Source organism: Trichocoleus sp. FACHB-262 (genome assembly GCF_014696035.1).
In the GTDB taxonomy this organism is placed as follows: Bacteria; Cyanobacteriota; Cyanobacteriia; order FACHB-46; family FACHB-46; genus Trichocoleus.
On record NZ_JACJPK010000090.1, the window covers coordinates 220692 to 246782 of the forward strand.

General features: G+C 50.0%; 21 protein-coding genes and 1 pseudogene. 13 read left to right on the forward strand and 9 right to left on the reverse strand.

All coding sequences use genetic code 11. The annotated features are described in order from the left end of the window. From H6F68_RS21475 to H6F68_RS29120, 3 genes are all read left to right on the forward strand, one after another. On the forward strand, positions 1-1650 hold the full coding sequence (locus tag H6F68_RS21475; protein WP_190562112.1) for an FkbM family methyltransferase: 1650 nt from the start codon (positions 1-3) through the stop codon (positions 1648-1650). A 20-nt stretch (positions 1651-1670) separates the two neighbouring features. Further along, the gene (locus H6F68_RS21480; RefSeq protein ID WP_242065596.1) at positions 1671-2222 is read left to right on the forward strand and encodes a gluconokinase; all 552 of its coding nucleotides are present in this window, start codon (positions 1671-1673) and stop codon (positions 2220-2222) included. A gap of 497 nt (positions 2223-2719) precedes the next feature. Continuing rightward, on the forward strand, positions 2720-2938 hold the full coding sequence (locus H6F68_RS29120; RefSeq protein WP_242065597.1) for a hypothetical protein: 219 nt from the start codon (positions 2720-2722) through the stop codon (positions 2936-2938). Positions 2939-3002: 64 nt separating this feature from the next. Here H6F68_RS29120 and H6F68_RS29845 read toward each other — a convergent pair. Then, positions 3003-3095: pseudogene (locus tag H6F68_RS29845) on the reverse strand (DUF2281 domain-containing protein); the annotation flags it as partial. A 100-nt stretch (positions 3096-3195) separates the two neighbouring features. On the opposite strand from H6F68_RS29845, the gene H6F68_RS21490 reads away from it, so the two are divergent. Next, positions 3196-4182, forward strand: coding sequence for an HNH endonuclease (locus tag H6F68_RS21490; RefSeq protein ID WP_190562114.1), 987 nt, complete (start codon positions 3196-3198; stop codon positions 4180-4182). A 143-nt stretch (positions 4183-4325) separates the two neighbouring features. Here H6F68_RS21490 and H6F68_RS21495 read toward each other — a convergent pair whose 3' ends face one another. From H6F68_RS21495 to glpX, 4 genes are all read right to left on the reverse strand, one after another. Then, positions 4326-9860 carry a tetratricopeptide repeat protein gene (locus H6F68_RS21495; RefSeq protein ID WP_190562116.1) on the reverse strand — a complete coding sequence of 1845 codons (5535 nt, stop codon included), beginning with the start codon at positions 9858-9860 and terminating at the stop codon, positions 4326-4328. Between the two features lie 21 nt (positions 9861-9881). After that, on the reverse strand, positions 9882-12959 hold the full coding sequence (locus tag H6F68_RS21500) for a UPF0182 family protein (protein ID WP_190562118.1): 3078 nt from the start codon (positions 12957-12959) through the stop codon (positions 9882-9884). Between the two features lie 103 nt (positions 12960-13062). Continuing rightward, entirely contained in the window at positions 13063-14358 is a 1296-nt protein-coding gene (locus tag H6F68_RS21505; RefSeq protein ID WP_190562120.1) for a glutamyl-tRNA reductase, read from the reverse strand. A gap of 341 nt (positions 14359-14699) precedes the next feature. After that, the gene (gene glpX, locus H6F68_RS21510; RefSeq protein ID WP_190440897.1) at positions 14700-15743 is read right to left on the reverse strand and encodes a class II fructose-bisphosphatase; all 1044 of its coding nucleotides are present in this window, start codon (positions 15741-15743) and stop codon (positions 14700-14702) included. A 310-nt stretch (positions 15744-16053) separates the two neighbouring features. On the opposite strand from glpX, the gene H6F68_RS21515 reads away from it, so the two are divergent. The 4 genes from H6F68_RS21515 to H6F68_RS21530 all read left to right on the forward strand — a co-directional run bounded on the left by H6F68_RS21515 (position 16054) and on the right by H6F68_RS21530 (position 18356). Next, positions 16054-16305: a hypothetical protein gene (locus tag H6F68_RS21515; protein WP_190562122.1), complete on the forward strand. Its 252-nt coding sequence runs from the start codon at positions 16054-16056 to the stop codon at positions 16303-16305. Positions 16306-16385: 80 nt separating this feature from the next. Then, positions 16386-16700 (forward strand): glutaredoxin 3, encoded by a 315-nt coding sequence (gene grxC, locus H6F68_RS21520; protein WP_190562124.1) that lies wholly within the window; start codon positions 16386-16388, stop codon positions 16698-16700. A gap of 181 nt (positions 16701-16881) precedes the next feature. After that, positions 16882-17406, forward strand: coding sequence for a tRNA adenosine(34) deaminase TadA (gene tadA, locus H6F68_RS21525; RefSeq protein ID WP_277876128.1), 525 nt, complete (start codon positions 16882-16884; stop codon positions 17404-17406). A 113-nt stretch (positions 17407-17519) separates the two neighbouring features. Then, positions 17520-18356 carry a 1-acyl-sn-glycerol-3-phosphate acyltransferase gene (locus H6F68_RS21530; RefSeq protein WP_242065598.1) on the forward strand — a complete coding sequence of 279 codons (837 nt, stop codon included), beginning with the start codon at positions 17520-17522 and terminating at the stop codon, positions 18354-18356. On the opposite strand, the gene H6F68_RS21535 is transcribed toward H6F68_RS21530, so the two are convergent. Then, on the reverse strand, positions 18339-20453 hold the full coding sequence (locus tag H6F68_RS21535; RefSeq protein WP_190562126.1) for a S8 family serine peptidase: 2115 nt from the start codon (positions 20451-20453) through the stop codon (positions 18339-18341). The genes H6F68_RS21530 and H6F68_RS21535 overlap by 18 nt on opposite strands. Before the next feature lie 403 nt (positions 20454-20856). Between H6F68_RS21535 and H6F68_RS21540 the strand changes: the two genes are divergently transcribed. The 3 genes from H6F68_RS21540 to grxD all read left to right on the forward strand — a co-directional run bounded on the left by H6F68_RS21540 (position 20857) and on the right by grxD (position 22411). Further along, on the forward strand, positions 20857-21486 hold the full coding sequence (locus H6F68_RS21540) for a hypothetical protein (RefSeq protein ID WP_190441195.1): 630 nt from the start codon (positions 20857-20859) through the stop codon (positions 21484-21486). A gap of 192 nt (positions 21487-21678) precedes the next feature. Continuing rightward, complete coding sequence (locus tag H6F68_RS21545; RefSeq protein WP_190553397.1) at positions 21679-21939, forward strand: BolA family protein; 261 nt, start codon at positions 21679-21681, stop codon at positions 21937-21939. A 148-nt stretch (positions 21940-22087) separates the two neighbouring features. Next, positions 22088-22411 (forward strand): Grx4 family monothiol glutaredoxin, encoded by a 324-nt coding sequence (gene grxD, locus H6F68_RS21550; protein ID WP_190440880.1) that lies wholly within the window; start codon positions 22088-22090, stop codon positions 22409-22411. 204 nt (positions 22412-22615) lie between these two features. Here the strand turns inward: grxD and H6F68_RS21555 are convergent, their stop codons facing one another. Beyond that, positions 22616-22858, reverse strand: a complete 243-nt coding sequence (locus tag H6F68_RS21555; RefSeq protein WP_190440879.1) for a DUF6761 family protein — start codon at positions 22856-22858, stop codon at positions 22616-22618. A gap of 414 nt (positions 22859-23272) precedes the next feature. On the opposite strand from H6F68_RS21555, the gene H6F68_RS21560 reads away from it, so the two are divergent. Further along, the gene (locus tag H6F68_RS21560; RefSeq protein WP_399314801.1) at positions 23273-24040 is read left to right on the forward strand and encodes a response regulator transcription factor; all 768 of its coding nucleotides are present in this window, start codon (positions 23273-23275) and stop codon (positions 24038-24040) included. Between the two features lie 53 nt (positions 24041-24093). Here the strand turns inward: H6F68_RS21560 and H6F68_RS21565 are convergent, their stop codons facing one another. Both H6F68_RS21565 and H6F68_RS21570 read right to left on the reverse strand, forming a co-directional pair. Beyond that, positions 24094-24843 carry an ATP-binding cassette domain-containing protein gene (locus H6F68_RS21565; protein ID WP_190562130.1) on the reverse strand — a complete coding sequence of 250 codons (750 nt, stop codon included), beginning with the start codon at positions 24841-24843 and terminating at the stop codon, positions 24094-24096. A 38-nt stretch (positions 24844-24881) separates the two neighbouring features. After that, the gene (locus H6F68_RS21570) at positions 24882-25502 is read right to left on the reverse strand and encodes a hypothetical protein (protein WP_399314805.1); all 621 of its coding nucleotides are present in this window, start codon (positions 25500-25502) and stop codon (positions 24882-24884) included. Between the two features lie 260 nt (positions 25503-25762). Between H6F68_RS21570 and H6F68_RS21575 the strand changes: the two genes are divergently transcribed. Continuing rightward, on the forward strand, positions 25763-26053 hold the full coding sequence (locus H6F68_RS21575) for an STAS domain-containing protein (RefSeq protein ID WP_190440873.1): 291 nt from the start codon (positions 25763-25765) through the stop codon (positions 26051-26053). Positions 26054-26091 lie beyond the last annotated feature (38 nt).

A 26091-nucleotide genomic window follows, 5' to 3' on the forward strand; every position in this document is an offset into this window, starting at 1 on the left:
ATGTCAACGCCGCTGAAAACGATCTCCTTGCTTTGCCCCACGCGAGGACGACCTGATAAAGCCCTCCGTCTGGTCTTAAGTGTGCTGAAAACCGCGCACCATCCGGAAAGAGTCGAGGTTTTATTTTATGTAGATACCGACGACTCCACCAAACTAGACTACGTGGAGCAACTGAAAGCTCATAAAACAGAACTCAACCGCTTAAAGCAGTGCTTCTTGATGGTCAACGAGCCAATTGGGGTTTCTAAAGCCTGGAATGCCTTGGCGACTGCTTCTCAAGGCGATCTTCTAGTCATGGCCGCTGATGACCAAATTTATAACGACGCAGGGTGGGATACGCGACTCGACCAAGAAACCGCAAAATTCCCAGATGAGATTTTTTGCATGTGGTTCAACGAAGGTCATTGGGGTGAAAAACTCTGCACCTTCCCCATTGTCAGCCGCAAATGGTGTTTAACGTTGGGCTACTTCATTACAGGCATTTTTGAGTGTTTGTATGATGACCTCTGGATTATGGATATTGCCAAGCGAGTCGGGCGATTGCACTACATTCCCGATGTGTTGACGGAGCATTTGCATTGGGGCTATGGCAAGGCCGAAATTGATTCCACTTACGAGTTCAAGCAGGTCGACTCCCAGGGAAACCTTAAGCCTGCGGTGCGACGAGACATGGATTTGTTTGGCAGAACAGCTCCATATCGTGAAGCCGATGCTCGCAGAATTGCCGCAGTCATGCATGGTCCTGTGGCTCTCCAACCTGGCTTGTCCCCGATTGGTCGTCCTACGATCTTCAACGATGCCAAAGGCGCGATCGCCCCTACCAGTCAACCTGCCGTTTCGCCCACTAAAACCCAAGTGGTGAATTTATCAATTACTAGTAACCAAGAAACCAAACAGTTAAAGCTGTACTTGGATGCGGAGAAATATACCCAGCAACTCATGCTGTCGCGTTTTAGCGCTGGCAAGTTGTATGAAACAGAAGTTTCTGATTTTTTGATTCAAACGCTGCGTCCCGGCGATCGCTTTATTGATATTGGGGCGCATGTGGGCTATTTCTCTCTTTTAGCAGCTACTTTGGTGGGTGATTCGGGTAGTGTGCTGGCTTTTGAAATGGAGTCGGCGAACTACAAAAAGATTTTAGAAAACATTGAATTAAATCACCTTTCAAATCTCAAGGTTTTTAATGTTGCTTTAGGAGCTGAAACAAAAGAAGCCCAATTTTTTGTCAATTTAGATAATGATGGTGGTCATGCTTTGTGGAATGTGGGAGCACACCAATTTAATCAAAAAAGTCGGATGAGCCAAGCAACAAAGAAGGTTAATGTTACTACGTTAGACGAAGCCTTGACTGACCAAAACTCTATCCCGCCTAAGATGATCAAAATTGACACCGAAGGCGCAGAGCTGCAAGTTTTGAAAGGCAGTATAAACATTCTGAAAACTCATCGAGTCCCTTACATTATTTCTGAAGTCAATCGTTTTGGTTTACAGCAAATGGGAACCAACGAAACTGAACTACGAGAATGGATGCGATCGCTCGGATATGACGCTTATTTAATGCAAGCTAGTTCACCTAATTTAGTTAAGCTAGAACCCAACCAATATTGCGACACCACTAAGGTATTTAACTTGTTATTTAGTCGTGTCTAACTTCAGGTTGTGAGGCAGAAATGAACGACTGTCCATTGGTCTGGATCATGATGGGGGTAGCTGGATCAGGGAAGACAGTGGTAGGACGATTGCTATCCGAGCGCCTAGAATGTGACTTTTTAGAGGGCGATCGCCGCCATCCCCAGGCCAACATCCTCAAAATGTTTTCCCATCAACCTTTAGAAGACGCAGATCGTCGCCAATGGCTCTTAGAAATTGAGGATGATATTCAACGCGCTGGCGATCGCAATCGAGAGACGGTCATCACTTGTTCTGCGCTCAAACTCTCCTACCGCAACCACCTAGCCGCTTTAGGGCGTGTCCAACTGGTTTACCTTGAAGTACCGCATACAGAACTGGAGCGCCGCCTCACTCAACGACAAAATCACTACATGCAGTCTGCCATGCTGCAAAGCCAAATCGCTGCCTTTGAACCCATCAGTCCGGAAGAAAATGTCATCACGGTAGATGGACTTTTACCTCCTATTGAGGCAGTCAATTCATTGCTCAGTCAGGCAATGCAACGATTCCCCGGCCTAAAACAACCTTGGTGGCAACGCTGCACTCAATAGGCTGCTTTTGGTTGACCACACATCACCGGGCTCAAGACTGGATGTAACGAAATGTTGAAAAAGACGAAATAGTTGGTAAACGAACTGACAGATATTTAAGTTCAGCCAAGCCGTAGCATGACCAAACATAATAACTTCTTGGGGTATAGCTTGTGGGTACGAGACTGTATTGAAACAACATCTGACAAGATACTAACCTCTAGAGCACCTCTCTACAGTCCTATCGCTCTAGCCACCTATTGCTTCTTTACTAATTTTGGTATTGGTACACTTTTGTACAGCATTAATGTATTCCGTCGCGGCTACCTATGGCGGGGAAGAGCGATTGCCACATTATCAGTAGTGTTTCTAACTATTGAAATGTTTACTTCTGCTTCCAATATACGTTTTCTCGCTCCTGGCAGAAGCATCCTCAATATGTTAGTTGCAGTTTGCCTATACAGCGCTGAAAAACCTCATTTTAATCGAACTGTACGGGATGGCGTAAAGCAGGCAAGATGGTGGTTGCCATTAGTTTGGGTTGTAGTAATTACTTTGGTTCTGCTGTTGTTGAATTTCTTTTTATTGAATTAAAACTACAAGAAACAATAACATTATTCAATACTAATCTGCGATCGCAAGCCCTGAGACTCGTTGAGGCCATGGGTGTGGAATATTTTGTGATGATTCAGCACGAATCCCTTTCGGAGCAGGAAAACCTTCTTGCCATGTGCTAGCAAGAGCGCTAATGAGTTCTAACCAAGAAGTTGAATCAACTGGATTGACTATATTGGTAGCCTGCTCATCTTTTAGATGTTTGGCCTGGACAAATTCAATAAAATTGAGGATCTCGCTAGCTTGGTCTTCAGGGAGAGATTTAACAAGTTCATAAATCTGTTAAGCGATCGTCATCGTTATAAGCGGGTTTTAAGTAGATTTTAGCTTGATTACAAAAACCTCAGAAACTTAATTTCTAAGTCATTTTTTAAAGGCTATGATTAGTTCTAGGCCTGTTAATTTTGGTTCTAAGGCATTAAGTAAACTACATTTTGAAAGTATACATGGAATGGACAAAAACCTAAGCTTGCTCTGCGATGAATTCTTTAACGAGATATTCGATGAATACTGGAAATGGCTTCTTGGTAAATTTAACTCATTAAAAGAAGGAAAACAGATTTTCTATAGGCCAATAAATGGTAATACTCGTTATGTCAAAAGTATGAATCGGGAAGTAATAGAGTTGTTAGAGAAAAAGGCAAAACGAGGAAGCTTGAATCCACATCCTGGCTCAACTGACAAGAATGAGCTGCGAGATGACTTTTACAAGCTATGCCATGACCCTAAAATCATTATTAGAGATTCTCAAAATAGAATTAAGGGGATAAAAGAGCTTCGTGAGAGACACGATATCGAAAACCTGGCGGAATTCAAACGTCACATGTTTGAAGAGTTTGAGGAGTTTGCAAGAGAAAAATATTTTGATTTGTTGTCCTATCGCAAATCAAAACTTATTCATATTGAGGAAGATTTAAGCGATGATCGGATTGATGACGCCATAAAGTCAAATAAGCTTCTATTTGATTTCGTTGTAACTGATGATAAATTGGCTCTTCAACGTCAACGTCGAGGCCAAGATCGCCTACGTGAACTAACTCTTGAAAACTATAATTTTCAATGTGCTATTTGCGACATAACTGCTCCGGAGTTACTCATTGCAAGCCATATCGTTAGATGGGCTGACTCCCGTTTACTACGAGGAAAGCTGTCTAATACTATATGCCTGTGTAGATTGCATGATGCTCTATTTGAGCAAGGGTATTGGTCTCTCAGGGATAACTTTTCTATCTTGATCAAAGCTAGCCTGAACAGCAACACAATTGAGTTGGTTTTAAACAGCTCAATGCAGTTTAGAAAGCCTAAGAAATATCTCCCAGAAATTTATTTTTTACAGAAACATCGATCACGATGTCTGTTAAATTAGTATCGGTTTTTCGTTCGCAAACCTTGCAAAGATGAGAACCCAGCTGGTTCAAATAAACTCTCTGTCTTTTGCTTTGCCGATGAGGTTAGTATCTCCTCAGTATCTTGACAGCGTGACGAAAGCTCAAAACAAGCACGAACAGCTTACAAATTCAAACCTGAGAGACAGCGTTGTACTTGTTTTTCCCAAGTCCAATCTTGCATGAAGTGGGCGGCGGCTTGGCCCTTGGCTTGAGCGGTTTGGTAGTCGGTGTAGACCTGTTCTAGAGCTTCCACGATTTCTTCTACATCTGATTCACCCCAGCCTTCTACGCCTTGGAAAATGGGAATAGATTTAGCGGGTTTTTGGTGGGTCAGAGCATAGCAGCGATCGCTTCCAATCAAATCTAAGTGGCCCGTATTGGCTGAGAGAATCGTGGGTAGCCCACAAGCCATACTTTCCATTGCGACTAAGTTGGTGCCGCCTTCTGCGCGATTGGGAAATACCGCAACGTGGGCTTCGCGGATAATTTGCCCCACCATGTGGTTGGGAATGGGGCCAACATCAATACAGGCATCGGCGGGAATCCCATTGGCAACGAGCCATTCCACTACTCGCAAGCGACCATCAGCATGAATAGCTGGCGTACCTTGGACATGACCTGACTGCTCCAGCCCCGACATGAACTGCGGCCAGAAATTATGCCAAGCGGTGAGAAGTAGCGCGTCTGGATGGCGATCGCGAAACGCCCTGAAAGCTGCAATCACGATATCCTGGCCTTTGCGGTACTCCAGCTTGCCGCCGGAAAAAATCACGAAGCGATCGCGGAACAAATTGGCTTTGGGAGCAGGATGGAAAATCGCTGGGTCAATGCCTTGAGGGGCGGTGTAGACGTTCTCCAGGCCATAGCTTTGCAATACTTGGGCGTTCCAAGTTGAGCCTGCCACAATCGCATCATAGGTTTTAGCCTTGGCAATGGCTTCTGGTTTTAGGGCCGTATCTTCAAAAAACACCACGCCGAAATTACGCTGACCGGAGACTCGCGGCAACAGTTTAGAGTCAAAATCTTTGCCCAAGGCGTAGAAGATGGGGATATCTAAGCCGACTTGTTGCTTGGGGTAGTTAGCTAGCAGGTTTTGTAGATTTTGCTGTTGGGCAATCGCGGGACGCAACAGCACTTGGTGTAGCGGATTGAGCAGTTCTGAGGTGACTGAGGCAGGTGTTAGCAACATTGGGGCAAAGCTGGGATGCTGCTGCAACTGAAGCGTGAAATTGATGCCGTAGACTCCCCATCCTGTCATTAAGCTCAGTTGCCAGCCGATACCAATGGGTCTCACTGGCTTAGTGTTTGCGGTGGGAGGTGGGGGAGTGACGTTAGTAGAATCGTCGGGTGGAGTAGCTGCTGCGAATTCAGGAGAAGGCTGGGGCATGGCAGGAAGAGAATGGGTTGATGGCGATGGTGTCTCGACTAATGTTTGCAATGCCTCTTGGACACGGCTGATCACAGCGGCCCAGCTACCCGGTTGTTGCTGACGAAACAGCCGCATCGTGGGATACCAAGGGCTATCTTCTCGCTCTAACAGCCAACGCCAATCAGGGGCAAAGGTGAGCAGCACCCACACAGGTTTGCCCATTGCGCCTGCCAGGTGAGCCACAGAAGTATCCACGGTAATCACTAAATCCAGTTGAGCGATCGCGGCGGCTGTATCAGCAAAGTCTTGCAACTGCGAACTTAAATTCTCTACGGTTGCGCCGTCGCTGGTGAGTTGGGCGAATTCGGCAACTGAGGCATCTTTCTGCAAGCTGTAGAAGCTGACTCCTGGCATTGTCAGCAATGGTTGAAAACAGTGCGGTGAGCAAGAGCGATGATGATTGTTTTGATTCGTGCGGCTGCCCGACCAAACTAAGCCCACTTTGAGATGGTCAGCGGGTGCGCTGAGTTTTACGGCGGATTGTGTCGGAGGGAAAATGTAGGGAACTGAGGCAGGGATGGTGTCTACTGTGGTACCCAACAAGCGCGGCAAGCTCAGTAGTGGTGTGTGCAGATCAAAGGCGGGCAGTGGGTTTTCTTGGGCCACAAGTTGATCGATGCCAGCCACCCCAGCCAATAGGCGCAGCAGTGGGGCTTGGCATTCTACAATCACCCGTCCGCCGCGCTCAGCGACTAGAGCCGCATAGCGAATGAATTGAATCGTATCGCCAAAGCCTTGCTCGGCATGGAGAAAAATGGTTTGCCCTTGTAAGTCTGAGCCATCCCATAGTGGCTGAGCAAAAGGACGAGGTCGTCGGTGAGGTCGTCGCCAGCGCCATTCGTACTCGGCAAATCCCTGTTGGAAATCTCCGCCGATCAGCCAAGCCAAAGCGCGATTCCAATGAGTCTCAATATCGTCAGGATTGCTAGCTAGAGCTTGGTTGTAGGCAGCGATCGCCTGAGCGACTTGACCTTGCTGACGATAAATTAAACCTAGACTGGCATAAGCGTTCGTGAAGTTGGGGTTGAGCGCTAAAGCTTTTTGGCAATGGACGATCGCCTCAGCAAACTGGCCTTGTTCCCGCAGCGTGGCGCTGAGGTTGGCATGGGCTTCAGCGAAGTTGGGCGCGATCGCCAACACCCCCTTGTAGTAGGCGATCGCTTGGTCAAATTGGCGTTTTTGGTGCGCGATCACTCCGAGCAAATGTAAGGCATCCAGGTGGTTGGGGTCTTGCTGCAACACCTGAAAGTAAATGGTGCTGGCTGCCTCTAATTGACTAGTTTGGTGCCTTTGGAGGGCAGTAGCGATCGCCGCCTCCAAATCACTCAGAGGTGTAGGCAGGCAACTGGCTAATAATTTTTGCAGTGCTTGACTGACTCGCTCAATGACTTCAGGCCAATTTCCAGCAGTGGTTTGCCGAAATAGCCGCATTGTCGGGTACCAAGGGCTGTCTTCGCGGTCAGTGAGCCAGCGCCAGTCGGGGGAGGTGTCGAGCAGCAACCAAACTGGCTTGCCTAAGGCTCCCGCTAAATGAGCCACGGAGGTATCAATGGCAATCACCAAGTCAAGTTGGGCGATCGCGGCGGCTGTATCGCCAAAATCTTGTAACTGAGGGCTTAAATCTTGAATTGCAGTGGAGGGTAATTGCGCTAAATCAGCAATTTGTGGGCCTTTTTGCAAACTATAGAACGCGACTCCAGGCAGCTCTAGCAGTGGCAAAAACTGCTGGAGGGGGCAAGAGCGCTGATTGTTGTGCGGATGGGTAGGATTGCCTGACCAGACCAAGCCAACTTTGAGTTGCGTGGCTGGTGGGGCGACTAAAGTCAGGCTGGAAGTTGGAGGCTGCAAGTAGGGCACTTGGGCAGGAATGTTTTCCAGGCTGGTGCCTAAAATTCGCGGCAAGCTTAATAGCGGTGCATGGACATCAAACTTGGGGATGGCCTGACCCTCGACAATAAATTGCTGAATCTGGGGGAGGGGCTGAATCAGCGTGGATAACGCTTGCTGACAAGCCACAAGGATACGGCCTCCCTTCTGCGCTACTAAGCCTACATAGCGAATGAATTGAATTGTGTCGCCAAACCCTTGCTCTGTATGAATTAGGAGGGTTTTTCCTGACAAATCAGAGCCATCCCAAATTGGTTGTTTGAATGGTTGCGGCTTCATGTCTGGTCGTCGCCACCGCCACTCATATTCCTCAAAACCCCGCTTCAAGTCACCGATCCGTAATAGCGCGATCGCTCTGCTAAAGCGGGCATCGACATTCTCAGGATTAACAGCCAGCGCTTGGTTGTAGCAAGCCATTGCCTCGACATACCGCCCTTGGGCCTCCCAGATCGTCCCCAAGTTGTTGTAGGTCATGGCGTAGTTGGGATTCAGCGCGATCGCCTGCTGGTAGTGCGCGATCGCGGCATCAACTTGGCCTTGTTCTTTCAGCGCGGCCCCTAAATTGTGGTGCAACTCGGCGGCTCCAGGATTGAGAGCGATCGCTTGTCGGTAATGAAAAATTGCCGCCTCAATTTGCCCGGTTTGGCTGAGCGCTACGCCCAAGTTACTATGCGCTTCCGGAAAGTTAGGTTTAAGGGCTAAGGCTTTTTGGTAGTAGGCGATCGCGTCAGAGTTACGTTTCTCAGTAGCGGCTAATGCCCCCCGCAACTGCCAAACCTCGGCTTGGTTGGGTTGCGCTTGCAAAATTTGCTGATAAAGTTGCTCGGCTTCCACCAAACGACCTGATTGATAGTGTTGGATAGCAGTTTTTAGGAGTGCTGCCCAATCTTGCTCGGGTAGAGCATTGGCTGACCTCTCCCCGCCTGCGGCACCCCTCTCCTGTAGGAGAGGGGCTGGGAATGAGGTTTGGCTCTTGTCTAGTAAATATTTTTGCGGCTGAGCGATCGCCTCCCGCAGTGCTGCCACAACTCGCGCCAACACACCTGCCCAGTCACCAAATTGAGCTTGCCGAAACAACCGCATGGTGGGATACCAAGGCGTGTCTTCCCGCTCTAGCATCCAGCGCCAATCGGGAGCAAATGAAAGCAATACCCAGACAGGTTTACCTAAAGCTCCAGCCAAATGAGCAACTGCCGTGTCTACCGTAACAACTAAATCCAGTTGCGCGATCGCGGCGGCTGTATCACCAAAATCTTGTAACTGGGGGCTTAAATCTTGGAGGCGATCGCTCAGTGCACCCAGTTGAGCCAGTTCTTCTGGTTGGGCTGCTTTTTGCAAGCTGTAAAGCGTTACGCCAGGGATATCGAGCAAAGGGCGGAAGTCACCCGCTGTACAAGAGCGATTGCGGTTATTGCGATTTTCTGGATTGCCCGACCAGACGAACCCTACTTTTAACTGGGTGCTTGGAGGGGTGGCCAAGGTGATCGAGCTAGAGCTAGGAACCTGAAGATAGGGCACCTGAGCAGGAACGGTTTCTAGAGTGGTGCCGTGGAGCCAAGGCAAACTCATCAAAGGTCTTTGCACATCGAAGGCGGGTAAAGCTTTACCTTGGGCGACAACGGCTTGCACTCCGGGCACCGTTTGCACTAAGCGAACTAAGGGAGCTTGGCACTCTACCACCACTTGCCCGCCTTGTTCTGCAACCCAGGAGGCGTAGCGAACAAATTGCATGGTGTCACCAAACCCCTGCTCGGCATATAGCAGAATCCGCCGTCCCGCTAGGTTTGAGCCATCCCAGAGGGGTTGAGGAAATGGGCGCAGTTGTTTGCCTTCCCGTCGCCAGCGCCATTCATATTCAGCAAAGCCTTGGCCTAAATCTCCACCCAGCAACAAAGCCAGAGATCGATTCCAATGAGGCGAGACAAATTCTGGCTTCAGCACGATTGACTGGTCATAAGCCGCGATCGCCTCAGCTACTTTGCCTTGATGCCGCAGGGCATGGCCTAAGTTGTTGTAGGCTTCTGGGTAGCGAGGGTTGAGGGCGATCGCTTGCTGGTAGCTAGCCACAGCCGCCGCATATTCACCATTAGCAACCAAAGCCAATCCTAGATTGTTGTAGGCATCAGCAACATTAGGCTTGAGGGCGATCGCTTGGCGGTAGTGCGCGATCGACTCCTCAATGTAACCAGCTTGGTAAGCAATTAGCCCTAGGCCATGCAAGGCAGGGAAATAATTAGCCTCTTGCTGCAAAATTAAGCGGTAAAGCTGCTCGGCTTGATGCAACTGCCCAGCTTCATGATGCTGAACGGCGCTAACAAACGCTTCACGGATGGTTGCCATGTGGCTAAATCCTTATACGGTTCAGGGCGTTGAGGGGACAGGTGATGGAGTCGGAGGTGTGGGAGCCGCTACGGGACGCACCACTGGAGCAGTGGGTGCTTTAGCTTCAAACACGGCTGCTAGAGCTTGGTCAAACGTTTCTGCCATGACGATACGGTTTTCGTAAGCCACAATGACTCGGACTAAAGTAGGCAAGCTGTTTTGCTCAGCTTCTAGATATAGAGGCTCAACATACAACAATGACTGCTCGATCGGAATCACTAACAGATTGCCCTGAATCGCCCGTGAACCTTGCCGATTCCATAAGGAAATTTGCTGAGAAATAATCGGGTCTTGGTTAATCCGCGCTTCAATTTGCTCTGGCCCGTAGACCAACTGCTGTTTAGGAAACTCGTAGAGCAACAGCTTGCCATAGTTTTCTCCGTCCGATCGCGCTGCCAACCAAGCAATCAAATTATTGCGCTGTCGCGGCGTAAAGGGCAGCAACAAAATGAATTCTTCTGTATCGCTCCCAGGCAGGCTAGTAATCAGGTAATAGGGTTCCACTAACTGCGGTTTACTGCCATATATTTCTACCGGAACCTGCCATTGGTCTTCCCGGTTATAAAATACCTGCGGATCGGTCATGTGGTAGGTCAACAGCCGCTCTGATTGCACGTTGAAAAAATCGACCGGATAGCGGACGTGACTGCGAAGGGCGGCGGGCATGGCGCTGATCGGTTTGAATAATCCTGGAAAGATTCTGGCCCAAGTTTGAATGATCGGGTCTGTGAGATCAGCGACATAAAAATCAACCGAGCCATTGTAAGCATCGACCACCACCTTAACCGAGTTGCGAATGTAGTTAAAAGGATGGTTGCCAGGGTCTGAGTAAGGATAGCGATCGCTCGTCGTATAGGCATCGACCATCCAATAAAGATAATTTTGGTCGGCTGAATCATCGCCAGCAGTAGCCTCTGGGTTGGTGTCAGCCGTAATTAGATAAGGCTCACTGTCATAACGCAGAAAAGGGGCGATCGCCCGAATCCGCTGATTAATGTTGCGACGGAACAGCACCTTGGTTTGGGGCGTAAAGTTGCGAGTTAAGACCATCTGCCAATCATTTAAGTACTTGGCAAATAGCAACCGTCGCCATTGAGAATTCAGGAAGACACCACCGCGCCCCCCGTAGGTGTTGTAAACGTTGTCGTTTCCACTGGGATAGTCCAACTCCTTGACTCGCGTCCCAGTCATGACATAGGTATTAGCAATCTCTCCGTAGTACAGCCGAGGTTGGCCAATAGGAATACTGGCTCTAATTCCAGCGCTGGAAGTCGTCAACGAGCTAGCATTGTCATCGGCTGGGTTGACCCCAATATCTTTAACGAAATAATCTGGCAGACCCCCTGGCCCTACCCGATTCACTGGGCTAAGCGTAAATCCATAGCCGTGCGTATAGACCAAGTGCTCGTTCACCCAAGTTTTAGCTTGTTGCGGCACCGCACTGTAATCTAACTCCCGCGCCGAAATTAGAACCTGCTGCTTTTCGGTAGTGAGGGGTGTTCGCTGAAAGCGTTCCCGCAGGGTGGAGTTAGGAGTGAGGAGAGAAGCAATATCATCCCTTCCTTCGGAACGCTTCGCGAACGTTCTTCCGCCTTCATCCTTCAAAAGCGTGTAGCGATCGACATCCGCATCTGGAAACCGATAATACAACCGGATTTGTTGTAGCTGCCGATTGGTTTGTAGGAGTGGTCGTGTGTCCCAGAGCCGAATGTTGCGTAGGGTGAGTTGGTTGTTTTGCAGGTCAGTGCGGGTCAGTTCTCCAGTGGGGGAAAAGGTTTGAGCATCAATGGCTTGCAGGTCAAAAGCTTGACGGGTTAGGGCAATGCTGCGCTCGATATAGGGACGTTCCCGTGCTAGCTCGTTAGGCTGTACGGCAAAACGATGCACTGCCTCTGGTAAGGCGATACCCGCGATCGCCACCACAGCAACATACAAGCTCAACCCATACAGCCAAGGAGCGGGTTGGTTAGCTCGCTTCGAGCCGACCATCGTCCGCCAAAGCAGAAAAATCGCGATCGCCAAGGCCAAAAAGCTCAAGCCAGTATTGATCGGCAACTGCACCGTTACATCCGTGTAGCTAGCGCCATAGACCACGCCTCTAGAGGAGTACAGCAACTCGTAACGACTGAGCCAGTGACTAAAAGCGATCGCGAGCATCAGGCTAGTGCTCAAGCCCTGTAAGTGGCGAACTTGCGGAGCCGAGAATCCCGGAAAGTTGCCCTCACTCAAGCTTTCTCCTGATAGGAGATACCACAGCGTTACTGACACTAAGGCATACAGCGTTAAGCCTGTCAGCCAAAAGGCTAGGAGTTGCTGGACTGGCAGAGTGAAGACATAAAAACTAATATCGCGACCAAAAAGCGGATCAGTACTGTTAAATGACGTGGGATAGAAGTACTGCAAAACCTGTGCCCAGTGGCCATCCAGCGTGAGCCCAAACCCCACTGCTAAAACCACCGCGATCGCCCGCAACCAAAACCGAGGGGCAATTGTTAGCCCCAGCACAAGCCCACCCAACACTGCCGCCTGTGACAGATGACTCGGCAATTGCACCAAGATTTGCCATATGATTTCTGGTTCTAAGCGCTGGGGGGACGGCAGTGATGCATTGGAAAAGCTAGCAAAAGCCTTGCCCAGCCAGCTAGGAGGATGCCAATAGCGTCCCGCCACCTGAGCGTAGTAAAGCAGCATCACCCCCACTAACAGATTTAACCCCACCGCCAGCGGCAGCAACTTAGTCACCCCTAAGCCGCGAGGCCGAGCCACCCGATTCCCCAACAAAATTTCCTTGGGGCTTAGATCTTGCTCTTGCGGCTTCTGGTACTGCAAGCGTTGGGCGATCGCAAAATTACCAAACCAAAACCCGATCGTTACCAAGCAGGCGATCGTCCAGAGACAGGCTTTAGTCCAGACCCGCAGCAAAAATGCGGGTGAATAACCCAATTCCTGAAACCAAAGCACCTCGCCCCCCAGCCGAGCTAGCAAATCAAATGCTAACCACAATCCAACCAGGAAGACAACAACCTGAGAAACTGTGCGGAACCAGCTCTTACCCATCAGCCTTCACCCCAAAAAAATAACCCCACTTCTGGAGGGGGTCTGGGGGACGCAGCCGTCCCTCAGCGGGGGTTTGGGGGCGAGTGCCCCCAAGGTTCGGATGCTAAATTGCCTCACCCGATCGCGCCTCAGGATTGAGGTTAAACAGCATCTCCAGCGACTGCATGGCTCGCCGCCGCGCCTCAATATCCTGCTGCGCCCGCAGTTGCACCATCGGGTCATGCAAAATCTTATTCACAATTCCTCTAGTCAGCGCCTCAATAATTTCCTGGTGCTTCTCGGCAAACTCGCTACCTAAGCGTGACAACGCCTTTTCGAGTTCTTGCTCGCGAATGGTTTCAATTTTTTCCCGCAAGCAGCTAATGGTCGTGACGGTTTCTAGCGATCGCCACCAAACATCAAAGGCATCTAGCTCGTCTTCTAGTAGGGCTTCCGCCTCCATTGCCATCTGCCGACGGCTTTCTTGGTTTTGCGCCACCACAGCTTTTAAGTCATCGACGTTGAACACCTGGACAGATTCCAAGTCGTTGACATCGGCATCGACGTTCCGGGGCACGGAAATGTCGATTAGCATCAACGGTTGAGCTGGTTCCAAGCAGTTTTCTAGCTTGGCGCGATCCAAAATTGGCTGAGTCGAAGCGGTGCTGGTAAACACCAAATCTGAACAGGTCAGCACTTCCGACAACTCAGACAGCAGGCAGAGCTTGAGTTGCGCCTCCGTAAACTGGCTGGCTAGTTCCTCGGCCCGCTCCAAAGAACGGTTGAGAATACAAATTTGCACCGCCCCTTTGGAAATCAAGTGCTGCACCAGCAGTCGCGCCATTTTGCCTGCCCCAATAATGGCAACTCGACAAGCAGCCAGGTTCGGCACCTTGATCTGTGCTAGCTCCACCGCAGCCGAGCTAATTGAAACAGCCCCCGTACCAATGCTGGTTTCTGTGCGAACGCGCTTACCCGCCGAGATCGCTTGCTTAAACAGTTGATTGAGAATGCGGCCTACGCCTTTGTATTGCTGACCCAGCTTGTGAGTGTGCTTCACTTGAGCCAAAATTTGCCCTTCGCCCAGCACTAAGCTATCTAGACCCGCCGCCACTCGCATCAAGTGCATGACTGCATCTTGGTGTAACAACACAAATAGGTGAGGTCGTAGCGCCGGAATGGGTAACTTGCTGTGCTCAGACAAGAATTGCGTCACTTCCCGCACGCCGTGCTCAGATTCGGTAGTGACAATGTAAATTTCCAGGCGATTACAGGTACTGAGGATGGCAGCTTCCTCAATGTGGCTGTAGCTCTGCAAGTGAGCGATCGCCGCCTCATGTTGATGTTCTGGAATACTAAGCTTTTCGCGCACTTCAACGGGGGCTGTCTTGTGGCTCAGGCCCACAACGGCAATATTCATCTTCCCTCCCTAAGAGTTGTCGTCTTCCAAGCCAGACGGAGCGATTGATGTAAAAAACGTTTTTGATAACCAGCAGGCGTCTAGCAGGCTCAATCAATGGATCTTTAGAAATCTAAATTAAAACTAAAGGAGTACCTAAAGTAGGCAAGTTAGGAAAAGTTCATCTAGCTGGAGACCCAAAGTGATAGGCATGAAAAAGCGATCTACGTCAGCGATCGCTTCTACCTTTAGTGTGGCACTTCTCCAGGGTTAATGCTGTTTCAGGCTTAAAGTTCAGCAGGGGCATAGCATTGCCATACCCCTGTCTGAAATCCTGCCGTTAGCAATTAAGAAACTGCAAATTAACGCAATTGCAGGGATTTGCTTTGTCCGTCGAGCAGGTGAATCGTGTCCACAAAGCGAGCCGTTTTGGACTGGTTGGAAATGACCAGAGATTGAGTCCGAGCGCCACCGCTAAAGAAGCGCACGCCTTCCATCAAGGTGCCAGGGGTGATACCGCAAGCGGCGAACAGGACGGTTTCACCAGACGCTAGCTCATCGTCGTTGTAAATGCGATCGGGGTCGTCCACGCCCATTTCTTTCAAACGAGCGATGTTGGCTTCCCGGTTCCAGTTGCTGCTTTCGGGAGTGTTGACATCTGCGGGGTCGTAGATTAGTTGGCCTTGGAAGTGGCCACCCAGGCAACGCATTGCAGCAGCGGAGATCACACCTTCAGGAGCTGCGCCAACGCCCATCAGAGCGTGGATGTTGGTGCCAGCGAAAGCACAACAAATGGCGGCAGACACGTCACCGTCGCTGATCAGGCGAACTCTAGCTCCAGCTTGGCGGATTTCTTGGATCAATTCCTTGTGACGAGGACGATCCATGACGACAACCACTAGTTCTTCCACAGAGCGGTTTAAGCACTCGGATAGAATCTTGAGGTTTTCGGTCGCAGACTTGCGAATGTCCACTTTGCCCTTGGCTGCCGCCGGAGCTGCCAACTTCTTCATGTAGAAGTCGGGCGCTGCGAACAAACCACCTTTTTCAGAAATAGCCAGCACGGCCATAGAGCCGTTTTGACCATAGGCAACGAGGTTGGTGCCTTCGCACGGGTCAACCGCAATGTCAATTTCGAGCAGCTCGTCTGGGTTGCAGTATTCTTTAGCATCCTCGCGGGTGCAAATTCCCACTTCTTCCCCGATGTAGAGCATGGGGGCGTCGTCGCGCTCCCCTTCCCCGATCACGATACGGCCTCGCATGTAAATTTTGTTCATTCGCTCCCGCATTGCTTCTACAGCAACTTGGTCAGCGATGTTCTTTTCGCCCTTGCCCATCCAGCGAGCAGAGGCGATCGCAGCCTGCTCTACTACTTCAATAATCTCAAGACCGAGCGTGTTTTCCACGAGGTGTTTCCTCCAAACGGCTGATTTTGCGTCGTTTTAACTGGCAATTTCAGTTCTCAATCCTACCAAAGTGCGGGTATACCCTTGACAGAAAGATTTTGGGTTGAGCGGCAAGAGTGGCAGTTTGGGTGTGTCAGAACTTAAGGAATTCGTTGCAAATTGCTTCCAGCAACCCAGATTGAGCAAGGCTACAGTGGAGACAGGCGCTTGGCTCCAAGCGTGATTCAGCTATTTTTGAGGCGGTGAGCTAGAGCTGGCTTTATCTCTATCTGGCGATCGCTGGGAAGTTTTTTAAGTTCGGAGCATCACGATGAATCAAATGGCTTGGTTCCTGGTGGCTTGGGTGGGGGGCAGTTTGGCGATTCTGGGTAGCTTGATGACGCTGGGGAGTCTGTTGTTGTGGCTGGTGCCTCGGTCTGGGAGTAAGCCGCAAAAAATGGATGGGGAGCGATCGCCAGGGATACTAGACTGGCAGAATCGTGTGAAGTTAACGGCGGTTTCTCTGGGGCTGGCGATCGCGGGTTTTAGTCTTCTAGTAGTTTTTCCGCTCCCGCTGCATTGAGGCAGTATGCATGGATTGGTTCTATTTGGCTGAGGGTGCGGAATAGTATGCTTAAGATAGCAGTGCAATTCTGAGAAAACATGCTCGAATTTCTCAATCGATTTTTCGGTCGTCACCCTGAGCAGGTGAAGGCTCATGTGGAGATTTACACTTGGCAAACTTGTCCTTACTGCATTCGGGCGAAGGTGTTGTTGCAGTGGAAAGGGGTGAAGTTTACTGAGTACAAGATTGATGGGGATGGGGCGGCTAGGGTCAAGATGGGGGAGCGGGCGAATGGTCGCCGGACGGTGCCGCAGATTTTTATCAATAATGAGTATGTGGGCGGCTGTGATGATCTGTATGCCTTGGATCGTCAGGGACAGTTAGACTCGCTTTTGATGCAGTCTGCTACTTGATTTTCAATCACTAAAATCCGAGCCTTGGGGGCACTCGCCCCCAAACCCCCGCTGGGGGACGGTTGCGTCCCCCAGACCCCCTCCAAACGAGTTGATCTTTAGGCGTTTCGAGCCTTTTGTTTTTATTCCCTCAATCTCCTAGCTTCTGACTTTTGACTTCCTTCCCTTTCATCCTTCATCCTTGCAACTCCCCCCTCCTGTTCTTTCTCACCCCAAATACCTAGTGCACCATCGCTGGATGGCTCGATCGCTGGAGCTGGCTGAAGCTGCGGGGGCTGCGGGAGAAATTCCTGTGGGGGCGGTGATTGTAGGGCCAAATGGAGAGGCGATCGCTGAGGGAGAAAATCGGCGGGAGCGCGATCGCGACCCAACGGCTCATGCGGAGGTGTTGGCTTTGCGGGCGGCGGGGCAGGCGTTACAAAATTGGCGTTTGAATGAATGCACGCTGTATGTGACGCTGGAGCCTTGCCCGATGTGTGCGGGGGCAATTGTGCAGGCGCGGTTAGGGTTGTTGGTGTACGGGGCGGACGACCCGAAAACTGGTGCGGTGCGGACGGTAATGAATCTACCGGATAGCACTTGTTCGTTTCACCAGCTCAGGGTTTTAGGTGGGATTCTGGAAACGCCTTGTAGGACGCAGTTACAGGATTGGTTTGCCGAACGGCGGCGATCGCGGCACCCACCTAACTCGGCTTCTACCTCATGACAGCGGCGGAAGTGTCCTTGTGGCAGAAGACAACTCAAATAAAAGCCTTTACGTTAGGTTCAAGCAGGCATTATCCGGCTTGGTTCTTGCGTTTCTCGTCTCCCGCTGTCACTATGATCTCGTTCGACTCCATGATTTCGCTTAACTCTTTTGGCCGTGACTCTAGCGATACTCCTCCAGCACCAAAACAGGACATGGAGATAACCACTCACGCAAGTTCCTCTCTACCCAAGAAACCTGCAACGAGTATTTCTCGCTTTTCCCCGTGGCTCATGCCTTGGGTCTATCCGCTGGGTCGTCATGTGGTTTTGCCTGCTTACTTTGGGCGGATTGAAGTCAGCGGTCAGGAGAATTTGCCGACGGATGGGCCAGTGATTCTAGCGCCGACTCATCGTTCGCGCTGGGATGCGTTGCTCGTGCCTTATGCGGCGGGTCGCGACATTACGGGGCACGATTTAAGATTCATGGTGTCGGCGGATGAGGTAAAGGGACTGCAAGGGTGGTTTATCCGGCGCTTAGGCGGGTTTCCGATTGACCCAAAGCGTCCGGCGATCGCGAGTCTACGGCATGGGGTGGAGTTGCTAGAAAATCGCGAATCTTTGGTGATTTTCCCGGAGGGCGGCATTTTTCGCGATCGCCAGGTGCATTCTCTGAAGCCCGGATTGGCTCGCTTAGCTCTACAGGCGGAAGCAAATCAACCAGGGCTAGGAGTCAAAATCGTGCCGATTAGTTTGCATTACAGCCAGGCTGTGCCCGGATGGCGTTCTCAGGTAGCAATTCGCATTGGCGAGCCGTTAAAAGCTGCCAATTATGATTTGGAACAACCTAAAGTGAGTGCTAAGCGCTTGACAGCTGACCTAGAGTCATCGCTGCAAGAGCTAACCAGCAATTTGTCAGCGGCTCATCCTTGGCCCGCGATCGCGCCAGCGGAATCAAATACCGAGGGTTAGTTGCCAGTTTTTGAGTGTGCCTGTATCCATTGCCGCGCGATCGATAACCCACAGTTGCCAGCGTCCGGCGGCAGACTGATTCAGCAATTTACGCAGTAGGGGTGTATTTTGCAGGGAATAGCTACTTTGCAACTGCGTCCGGCGACCCAGCGTGCGGCCTTGCAACAACACTGTTTGGCCTTTAGGTGCAATCAAGCTAATTTCCAAATCACCCAAAAAACTGTGCTCTAGATTGACGGTGACTTGAATATCCCGTACTAGGCTGGCATCGTTGATTTGAATCGCGCTTTTGATGCCATTGAAATCGTTATCTGGGATTGCCAGGCTGCTATCGTTGCGCCCTTGGACTTGCTGAGAGCTACTTAAAGGTGCAGCCATTTGCCGCTGAGCCGCTTGAACCGCTTTAAACGCATTCACTTTACCAAAACCGAACCATTCCGAACGGCCATTTGCTTCGTAGGTGCCTTTGCGAAACCCAAATTGCGGATCGGGGTCAGGGTCAACAATTTTGTCTGCGGTTTGTTGCAAAATCTGACGTACTTCTTGAGCCGTCAAGTCAGGATTAGCCGAGAGAACTAAAGCTGCTACGCCTGCCACGGTGGGGCAAGCGCTGGAAGTACCACCAAAATCTCCGGTAAAGTCTCCAGGGTCATAGCCTGCGGCTCCGAGTTGATCAGCTGTGAAAACGCTTTGTCCTGGTAGAAACACCCGAACTTCTGGAGGTGTGCTGACAAAACCGGTTTCTTGCAACCACATTCCCGGCGGAGCGTTGTTGCTCGGTGCACAGACTGAGATGTTAGTGCCCCAGTTACTATAGGCGGCTTTCTTGTTCAAGCTGGTAGAGGCTGAAACCGCCATCACATCGGGATGAACTGCAAATCCAGTCAGCCAGGTCGTGGGTCCGCGTAGCACGTTGTTGGGCCAACCTTGTTCGTTGATCGCGCCATTGACCGGACGATTCGCATTGCCAGAAGCAAAAACAATTACACAACCTTTACCATTGCGGCCATCTTTAGCGGCCCTAGTGAGGGCAGCGCTCTGCCGCAAGGACAACGGAAAGTAAACAGCACTTGGCCCCCAACTGCAAGAAATTACCGCTGCACCATTGACCACAGCCCAGTCAAAGATTTGCTCGATCGTTTCATCGTCTAGAAAGCCTGTAGTGCGGATGGGCATTAAGGCGCATCCAGGAGCCACCCCCACAATGCCACTACCCGTTTCCTCTGCTACAGCTACGCCTGCACAAGCAGTGCCGTGGCTAGCTTCTGTATCGTCTGGGAGGGGTAAAAAGTCTTGATCTCTCAAATCTCTAGGGGCGACAATCTTGCCTTGACCTTGAAAGTCAGGATGGTTTAGATCAAAAGAGTCATCTGCTACTGCCACCACAATCGAACGGCTCCCTCTAGTGATGTCCCAAGCTTTTTCAGCCGAAATATGGGAACCTGAGGCCAAGTCAGGGCCGCCATTGTGGTTGAGATACCACTGTTTTGGATATAGCGGGTCGCTGGGGCGGTAGTGGGCCTGGGTTCTGACAACAATATTTGGTTCAGCCATCAATACCTCCGATCGCCGAGTTAGCTGATTGGCGATCTTGACTGGATTGGCTGCGGCTTGAGCGGTGACTTGAAACACAAACGTATTGGGGATTCCCACAACAGGCTGCACTTCTTGCAAACCTAGTTCTGTGGCGATCGCGTTCCTGGTTGCTAGATCAACCTGAGCCGCAAATTGAATTGTGAGTTTATCTGTCAGGTAAATCAGCGAACCAGGGTTATTTCTGACTCGATACACATGGCTGGCAAAGTCCACACCACTGCTCGATCGCACCGTTTGCATCACCTGGTCCCGCTGGGCTGGGTCAACAATAAATTCGGCTGACTGAGCAGGAGGCACGTTCCGATGTAGCTCGGCGGGAATTTGCTGCGCTAAGTGCTGCACCGCCTCTGGCGACGAGGGATGAACCGTGAACCGATCGCTCACCTTCTCTAACAGCAACTCTTCGCCCCCGCGCTGCAAAATAATCCCTGTACTACTCTCAGGCATTCCCGAACCTGGAGTTGAGTTAGAAGCACTGGGTAGATTTGCATCATGGGTCATAAGACTGGTTCCTTGAGCTGCACTTGCTAACCAAAATTAGGGCACAGATTCAGCCATATCTCCTTACTTCAAAAGGGTGATTTCATCTTTCCCCAAAACCGTACCTCTGCTGGGCTAGGGAACTCAAGCCCAAAAATCCTAGTCTCCTTTACTCAAACTTGGGAGTATTTTTTCCAATCCACTGGGCGCTAAATTAATGCTAACTCCAGCAATTGCGAGTCAGTAAAAGTTAGGTGCGTACTCAACAGTGGTACTTCTGCTGTAGCTGTACTGAAACCTTTACAGGCGCTCATTTAGCTTGGCAGAGGCTTTGGTAGTTACTTAAATCTACCGAGGACCGCCAATGGTAAGATACCCGAAGTTTGAATCTGTCCTGTTTGTTGCAAATTCGCAAAGTTACTCCATGATCTCCTCTGGCTCTGTTCGCTTCCTTCGCTTGACAGGCTTAGTTTCTCTGCAACTTGCCGTAGCTTTCACGCTGCTACGTCCGCTGGCTGCTCAGGCTCAGGTTCCTTCTCTCCCCCCGTCGGGTGGCCAGGCTCAACCGCTTGACCCCAATGACCCCAATAACATACGTCCCTTAAGCCAATCTTCTGGCGTGCTGAGCCTACCGGGTGGCCAGCGTTTAATGGATGAAGCTAGTAATGCTGTTTCAGCTCAAAACTATTCTCTGGCGACTCAGAAACTGCAAGAAGCGCGCCAAGTTTACAACCAGCTTTCCAATTTCTATCAAGACTTAGCTTCGAGCTTCTCTGGTATTGACAACCGTGTAGCTGATAGCCAACGCCGTAAAGCTCTAGATGCAGCTCAGCTAAGGGATCAAGCTACTTACCAATTGGCTTTAGTGCATCGCGCTCAAAATCAACCCGAATTGGCAGTCCCTCTCTTGGTACAGATCATTCGCAGTCAACAGCCAACTCGTGACCTGGGCAAAAAAGCTTACCAGCAACTGTTTGAACTTGGGTTTGTGGATGCCCAGTTCCCGCGTGCTGGAGGCGAGCAACAGTCTTCTACGCCTGCGGCTCCTCGTTAACGACAGCGATTCAATTACTGAAGAATTTCTAACTCAGCGGACTGACAAACTGAGGCTTTCCTAAATCAATCTAGCTCAGCATCTACCACATGCGTGGCACCTAACTAGCCAGGGTTGCTCTAACTTGCTTAATGGTCAAGTATCCAGCTAAAGCTAGACTAGATCAGTCTGAGAACATGCAGAGGAGTATGAATGATTAGCCGAGATCAAGTTGAAACGATGATCAGAGCAGCCTTGCCCGACGCGCAGGTTCAAATCCAAGACCTGACAGGTGGTGGTGACCATTACCAGGCCACGATCATTTCATCTCAGTTTGAAGGAAAAGGCTTGGTGCAGCAGCATCAGTTAGTCTACAGCGCTCTCCGGGAGGCAATGTCTACGGAAGCCATTCACGCGCTGTCTCTGAAAACATTCACCCCTCAAACTTGGGCTACTTCGGGTCAATCTCTTTGACCAGTGGCTCAAGAACGTTTTAGCAAACTTGCTACAGCCAGCTCGCCAATGCATCTCTGATAACTCTGGTTAGGGTTGGCAGTCGTCCTGGAAAACCAACCAGTACACTAGTTATAGAGGACATCGCAAAGATTGTTTAGGAACAGCTATGACTCCAGAATTGCAAGAACAGATCGGCGCTTTGCTCAAACAGCACAAAATTGTGGTGTTTATGAAGGGCTCAAAGCTAATGCCTCAATGTGGTTTCTCTAACAACGTAGTTCAGATTCTGAACTCGATGGGTGTACCCTATGAAACCGTTGATATTTTAGAAAATCACGAAGTTCGTCAAGGTATTAAGGAATACTCTAACTGGCCCACAATTCCTCAGGTCTATATCAATGGGGAGTTTGTTGGTGGCTCGGATATTTTGATTGAACTTTACCAAAAAGGCGAACTTCAGCAGATGGTAGAAGTCGCTCTGGCTTCCTAGAGCTTTTCGTGATTGAATCAGCTAATTACTGAGGTTGAGACAAAGTATTTGTAGGGCAGCTTTTGACCTGCCCTTTTTTGTGCAATCTGCTCAGTCAATTAAAATTAAATTCGCCCTTCTATATACCTACTTTCCCTACAGCTCAACCGAACCCACCATCTAGTTACGGACTAATGGTTTAGAACTTGGTTTAGCACTAACAGTTTAGTAGTAGTCTGTCTGAGACTCTAGGCTTTCAAAGTTAGAGGAGTCGTATAGGTAACGAGTAATTTCTTCTTCTAGACGATGAATTTGATAGGGTTCGATTGTATTTGCGTGTCGAAGCGCTGCTAAATAGCCATCGACATAAAGGCGCAAGTCATCGAAACGATACCCCCGATTCCAAAGTTCGCCTAGAGCATCGGAGAGTTTTTGATAGTAGCGGATAGTCAGAGTGTCTTGAAGCATAATCTTTAGGTTAGGTCCTTAGTTGGCGGGAATAGTATGGACGTTTATTTAGACCGATTTGGCTAGGGCGATCGCGGGGCTTTCGCTTCGGAGTTGGCCTAATTGACTCAGTACTACAAGCGCTGTTGGTAATGCTTCACCACCTTCAACGGATAAACCCTAGTGAGTGTTAAGAATTCTATGAGTGGAAGTGAGCTGAGCAGCTAGGGATGTTGATACTCTTATTCTACCCTTAACCTGTAGATGTCCTATGGGCCAGAAGTCATAGCCTCAGGGACAGATACGATGATTTGTTGGTTCCGCACGAGGACGTGAGTAGCAGGGGTTACAAACCCATGACAAATGCTCTGTTAAGTTGGAGGACAATCACTCGAAGGAAACTGCGCCTCTGTGGGAGCTGTCTGCGTTCAAATAGTGGAAGGAAATCCGCACCTGCGATCGCTGCTCGGTTGGCATCTGCAGCAGGCAGGGTACTGGGTTTATCAATCAGCCGATATCCACCAAGCGAGAGAGGTGTTTCAAAGCCGCCAACCAACCCTCGTTGTGCTTGACTCCGACCTATCTGGTGGAGATGGATTGGAGTTCTGTCGCTGGTTACAGCAACAACAGCAGTCAATGATTTTGATGTTGTCGGCTCGTAATACAGAAGCAGATATTGTGGAAGGCCTGAAAGCGGGGGCCGACGATTACCTGACTAAGCCTTTTGGTATGCAAGAGTTTCAGGCCAGAGTTGAAGCCCTCACTCGGCGTACTAGAGCAGTGGTAGCGCCACTCCAGTTAGAGTACGGGGATCTCACCATTGATTTGGTGCAGCGCCGAGCTCGTTTTCAAGATGAATTCATTGACCTGACACCGCAAGAGTTCAGTCTGCTGTACATCCTAGCCCAAGCGGGGGGTGCTCCCTTGAGCCGATCGGAGCTGCTGCGTCGGGCTTGGCCTGATGAAATTGACAACCCTAGAACAGTGGATACACATGTTCTATCTTTGCGGAAGAAAATTGAAACCGATCCCCGCCAACCCAGTTTGATTCAAACCGTTCGAAATGTGGGCTATCGATTCAATCTGGAAGTTCTGACGCCTAACGCTGCGGCAGTGGCAGAGCGCTCTCATGCGAGACAGGGGGCTATCCCTGCTGATCCGAGTGCTTTCCGGATGGCTACTAGCGATGGTCGCCATTTCTAAACGGGAATTTTGGCGTGGTCAATTCGTGGTTTTGACAGAGCGTTAGGTCGAGGCTACATCCATTCTTGAGCAGTTTCAGTTTCTACCTGAATCAAGGTATTGCGTAAGTCAATCCAGTCTATGGCTGCGCTAGGCGAGTCTTTCAGAAGTTGACCTTGTTGTAAATAGAGGACTCTGGTACAAAACTGCTGAGCTAGATCAAGTTGATGGTTCACTATCAAGAGAGTGGTTTGCCCACTTTCTGCTAAATCGGTTAGAACTTTGAGCACATGTGCGGCTCGCCCTGCATCTAGAGCTGAGGTGGGTTCGTCTAGAAGCAAAATCTTGGGCTGAAGCATTAGCGCTCGTGCGATCGCGACCAATTGCCGCTGACCCACTGAGAGTTGCAACTCAGTACGGTCTAGCCACTCGGAGGGAATGTGTAATTGTTCTAGCCAGTACTGCAAACGCTGGGCAATTGTGGTGCGAGGAAGTTCTTGTAACGTCAAAGGATAGACCAGAGCCGCTTCCACGGTCATTCCCAAAAGTTTTGACTCTTGGGGCACTAAAACAATTTGCCGTCGCAACTGAACGACAGGAATTTGCCGAATTTCTTGATTGTCTAAGTAAATGGCTCCCTGAGTGGGCTCACTCAGCCGATTTAATAGACGCAGTAGAGAGGTTTTTCCCGCCCCGGATGGCCCCACCAAGACAATGCGATCGCCCTGAAACACTTCAAAAGAAATGTTTTGCAGTAGATAGTGGGCTCCAACCGAAGCGGCTAAATTAACCTGCTGCAAGCGCATTTGTGCAGTTTGTTCCATTGGCAGAGGTACTATTTTTGCGTCCACAGACCGTCAATTCAGTTTAAGGGAGATGGGTATCCCTGGGTCCAAACTGTCCAAATGGTCCAACTATCGACTGCTAGTAGCATCAGCGTTAACCCTAACAAGATCAAGTACATCCAGGGTTGAGCGAGGGGCCGCACATCGCTTGTATCAATGCCTGTTTTTTGTTGCACCTGCTGCACTAACTTGGCAAACCCAGAGACGCGCATCGGCAGCAAGTAAGCTTTACCAGAGTGAGTCAAAAAGTAGTAAACCAAGCCTCCTTGTCCAGTTGAGCGTGGCTTCAAAGCTTGAACTTCCTGCCACGGTAGCACCCAACCTGGGCGTAACCATCTAGGGACCCAACGGGGGTAGGTCACTTGAATCCCATCCTGGTCTAATATCACTCGCTCGCTCAAAGCGGCATAAAGGGCGACCGCACCAATCGTAATGCCAACCCAGAGCCAACTAGCAGGCACCGGAGCACTAGTCACTTGAGTCAAAAAAGGCAAGGGTACGGTTAAAGCAATGTAGAGCCCTAGGAGGGTCAGGCGAATCAAGGGTGAGATGCCAAAGCTATGTAGCTCTAAAGACTGGATGGGGGTTGCAGAAGGCTCTGACGCCACAGACAAATTAGGAGGGGGCTCTAAAGACACAGTTCAATCTCGCGATCGCTCTTAAGTAATTAGTCTCTCTCAACTGTAGGCTAACTCTTTTCGTTACGCCGCTCCTAGCTGAATTTTGCTAACCCCCAAGGCAGCAAAGCCTAGACTGTACCCGGATGTAATTCGAGTTGTCACAGAGTGGCCGCAATCATACTGAGGCGGATTCTAGTAGCGTAGAATACAAATTCGATTTTTACGGATGTGCTTCGGCTGTCTCACCGAGTTAGATCAGAACTATGAGGTGATGCCCTATGTCTAACTCTGCAAGCGTTCCTGTTATTGTCCGTGCACCAAAACGAATTGACTGCTGTACTGCTGCCTTTTTAGCTCAAGACCTGGAAACAAAAATTCAAGCAGGTGAAGGTATTGTGCTTGATTTGAGTGCAACTCAGTTTCTTGATCCGGAAGGGACAAAGGTGATCCTAGAAGGTTTGATGAAGTCTCGACAGCAGGGGACTAAGTTTGCTCTAAAAGGTGTGAAGCCACAAGTCAAAGTGATTTTAGAACTTTCTGGAATTTTGCAGCACTTCAAACAGAAGTAGTGGTTCCTGAGCGATCGCCTACTTGCTGCTATTTGCTG

Coding starts and splice junctions, on each gene's coding strand:
- H6F68_RS29120 (WP_242065597.1), top strand. CDS start 2,720: ATGGTGGTTGCCATTAGTTTGGGTTGTAGTAATTACTTTGGTTCTGCT.
- H6F68_RS21515 (WP_190562122.1), top strand. CDS start 16,054: ATGAATCAAATGGCTTGGTTCCTGGTGGCTTGGGTGGGGGGCAGTTTG.
- grxC (WP_190562124.1), top strand. CDS start 16,386: ATGCTCGAATTTCTCAATCGATTTTTCGGTCGTCACCCTGAGCAGGTG.
- H6F68_RS21555 (WP_190440879.1), bottom strand. CDS start 22,858: ATGCTTCAAGACACTCTGACTATCCGCTACTATCAAAAACTCTCCGAT.
- grxD (WP_190440880.1), top strand. CDS start 22,088: ATGACTCCAGAATTGCAAGAACAGATCGGCGCTTTGCTCAAACAGCAC.
- H6F68_RS21500 (WP_190562118.1), bottom strand. CDS start 12,959: ATGGGTAAGAGCTGGTTCCGCACAGTTTCTCAGGTTGTTGTCTTCCTG.
- H6F68_RS21545 (WP_190553397.1), top strand. CDS start 21,679: ATGATTAGCCGAGATCAAGTTGAAACGATGATCAGAGCAGCCTTGCCC.
- H6F68_RS21535 (WP_190562126.1), bottom strand. CDS start 20,453: ATGACCCATGATGCAAATCTACCCAGTGCTTCTAACTCAACTCCAGGT.
- H6F68_RS21530 (WP_242065598.1), top strand. CDS start 17,520: ATGATCTCGTTCGACTCCATGATTTCGCTTAACTCTTTTGGCCGTGAC.
- H6F68_RS21575 (WP_190440873.1), top strand. CDS start 25,763: ATGTCTAACTCTGCAAGCGTTCCTGTTATTGTCCGTGCACCAAAACGA.
- H6F68_RS21540 (WP_190441195.1), top strand. CDS start 20,857: ATGATCTCCTCTGGCTCTGTTCGCTTCCTTCGCTTGACAGGCTTAGTT.
- H6F68_RS21475 (WP_190562112.1), top strand. CDS start 1: ATGTCAACGCCGCTGAAAACGATCTCCTTGCTTTGCCCCACGCGAGGA.
- H6F68_RS21565 (WP_190562130.1), bottom strand. CDS start 24,843: ATGGAACAAACTGCACAAATGCGCTTGCAGCAGGTTAATTTAGCCGCT.
- H6F68_RS21505 (WP_190562120.1), bottom strand. CDS start 14,358: ATGAATATTGCCGTTGTGGGCCTGAGCCACAAGACAGCCCCCGTTGAA.
- H6F68_RS21480 (WP_242065596.1), top strand. CDS start 1,671: ATGAACGACTGTCCATTGGTCTGGATCATGATGGGGGTAGCTGGATCA.
- H6F68_RS21495 (WP_190562116.1), bottom strand. CDS start 9,860: ATGGCAACCATCCGTGAAGCGTTTGTTAGCGCCGTTCAGCATCATGAA.
- H6F68_RS21490 (WP_190562114.1), top strand. CDS start 3,196: ATGATTAGTTCTAGGCCTGTTAATTTTGGTTCTAAGGCATTAAGTAAA.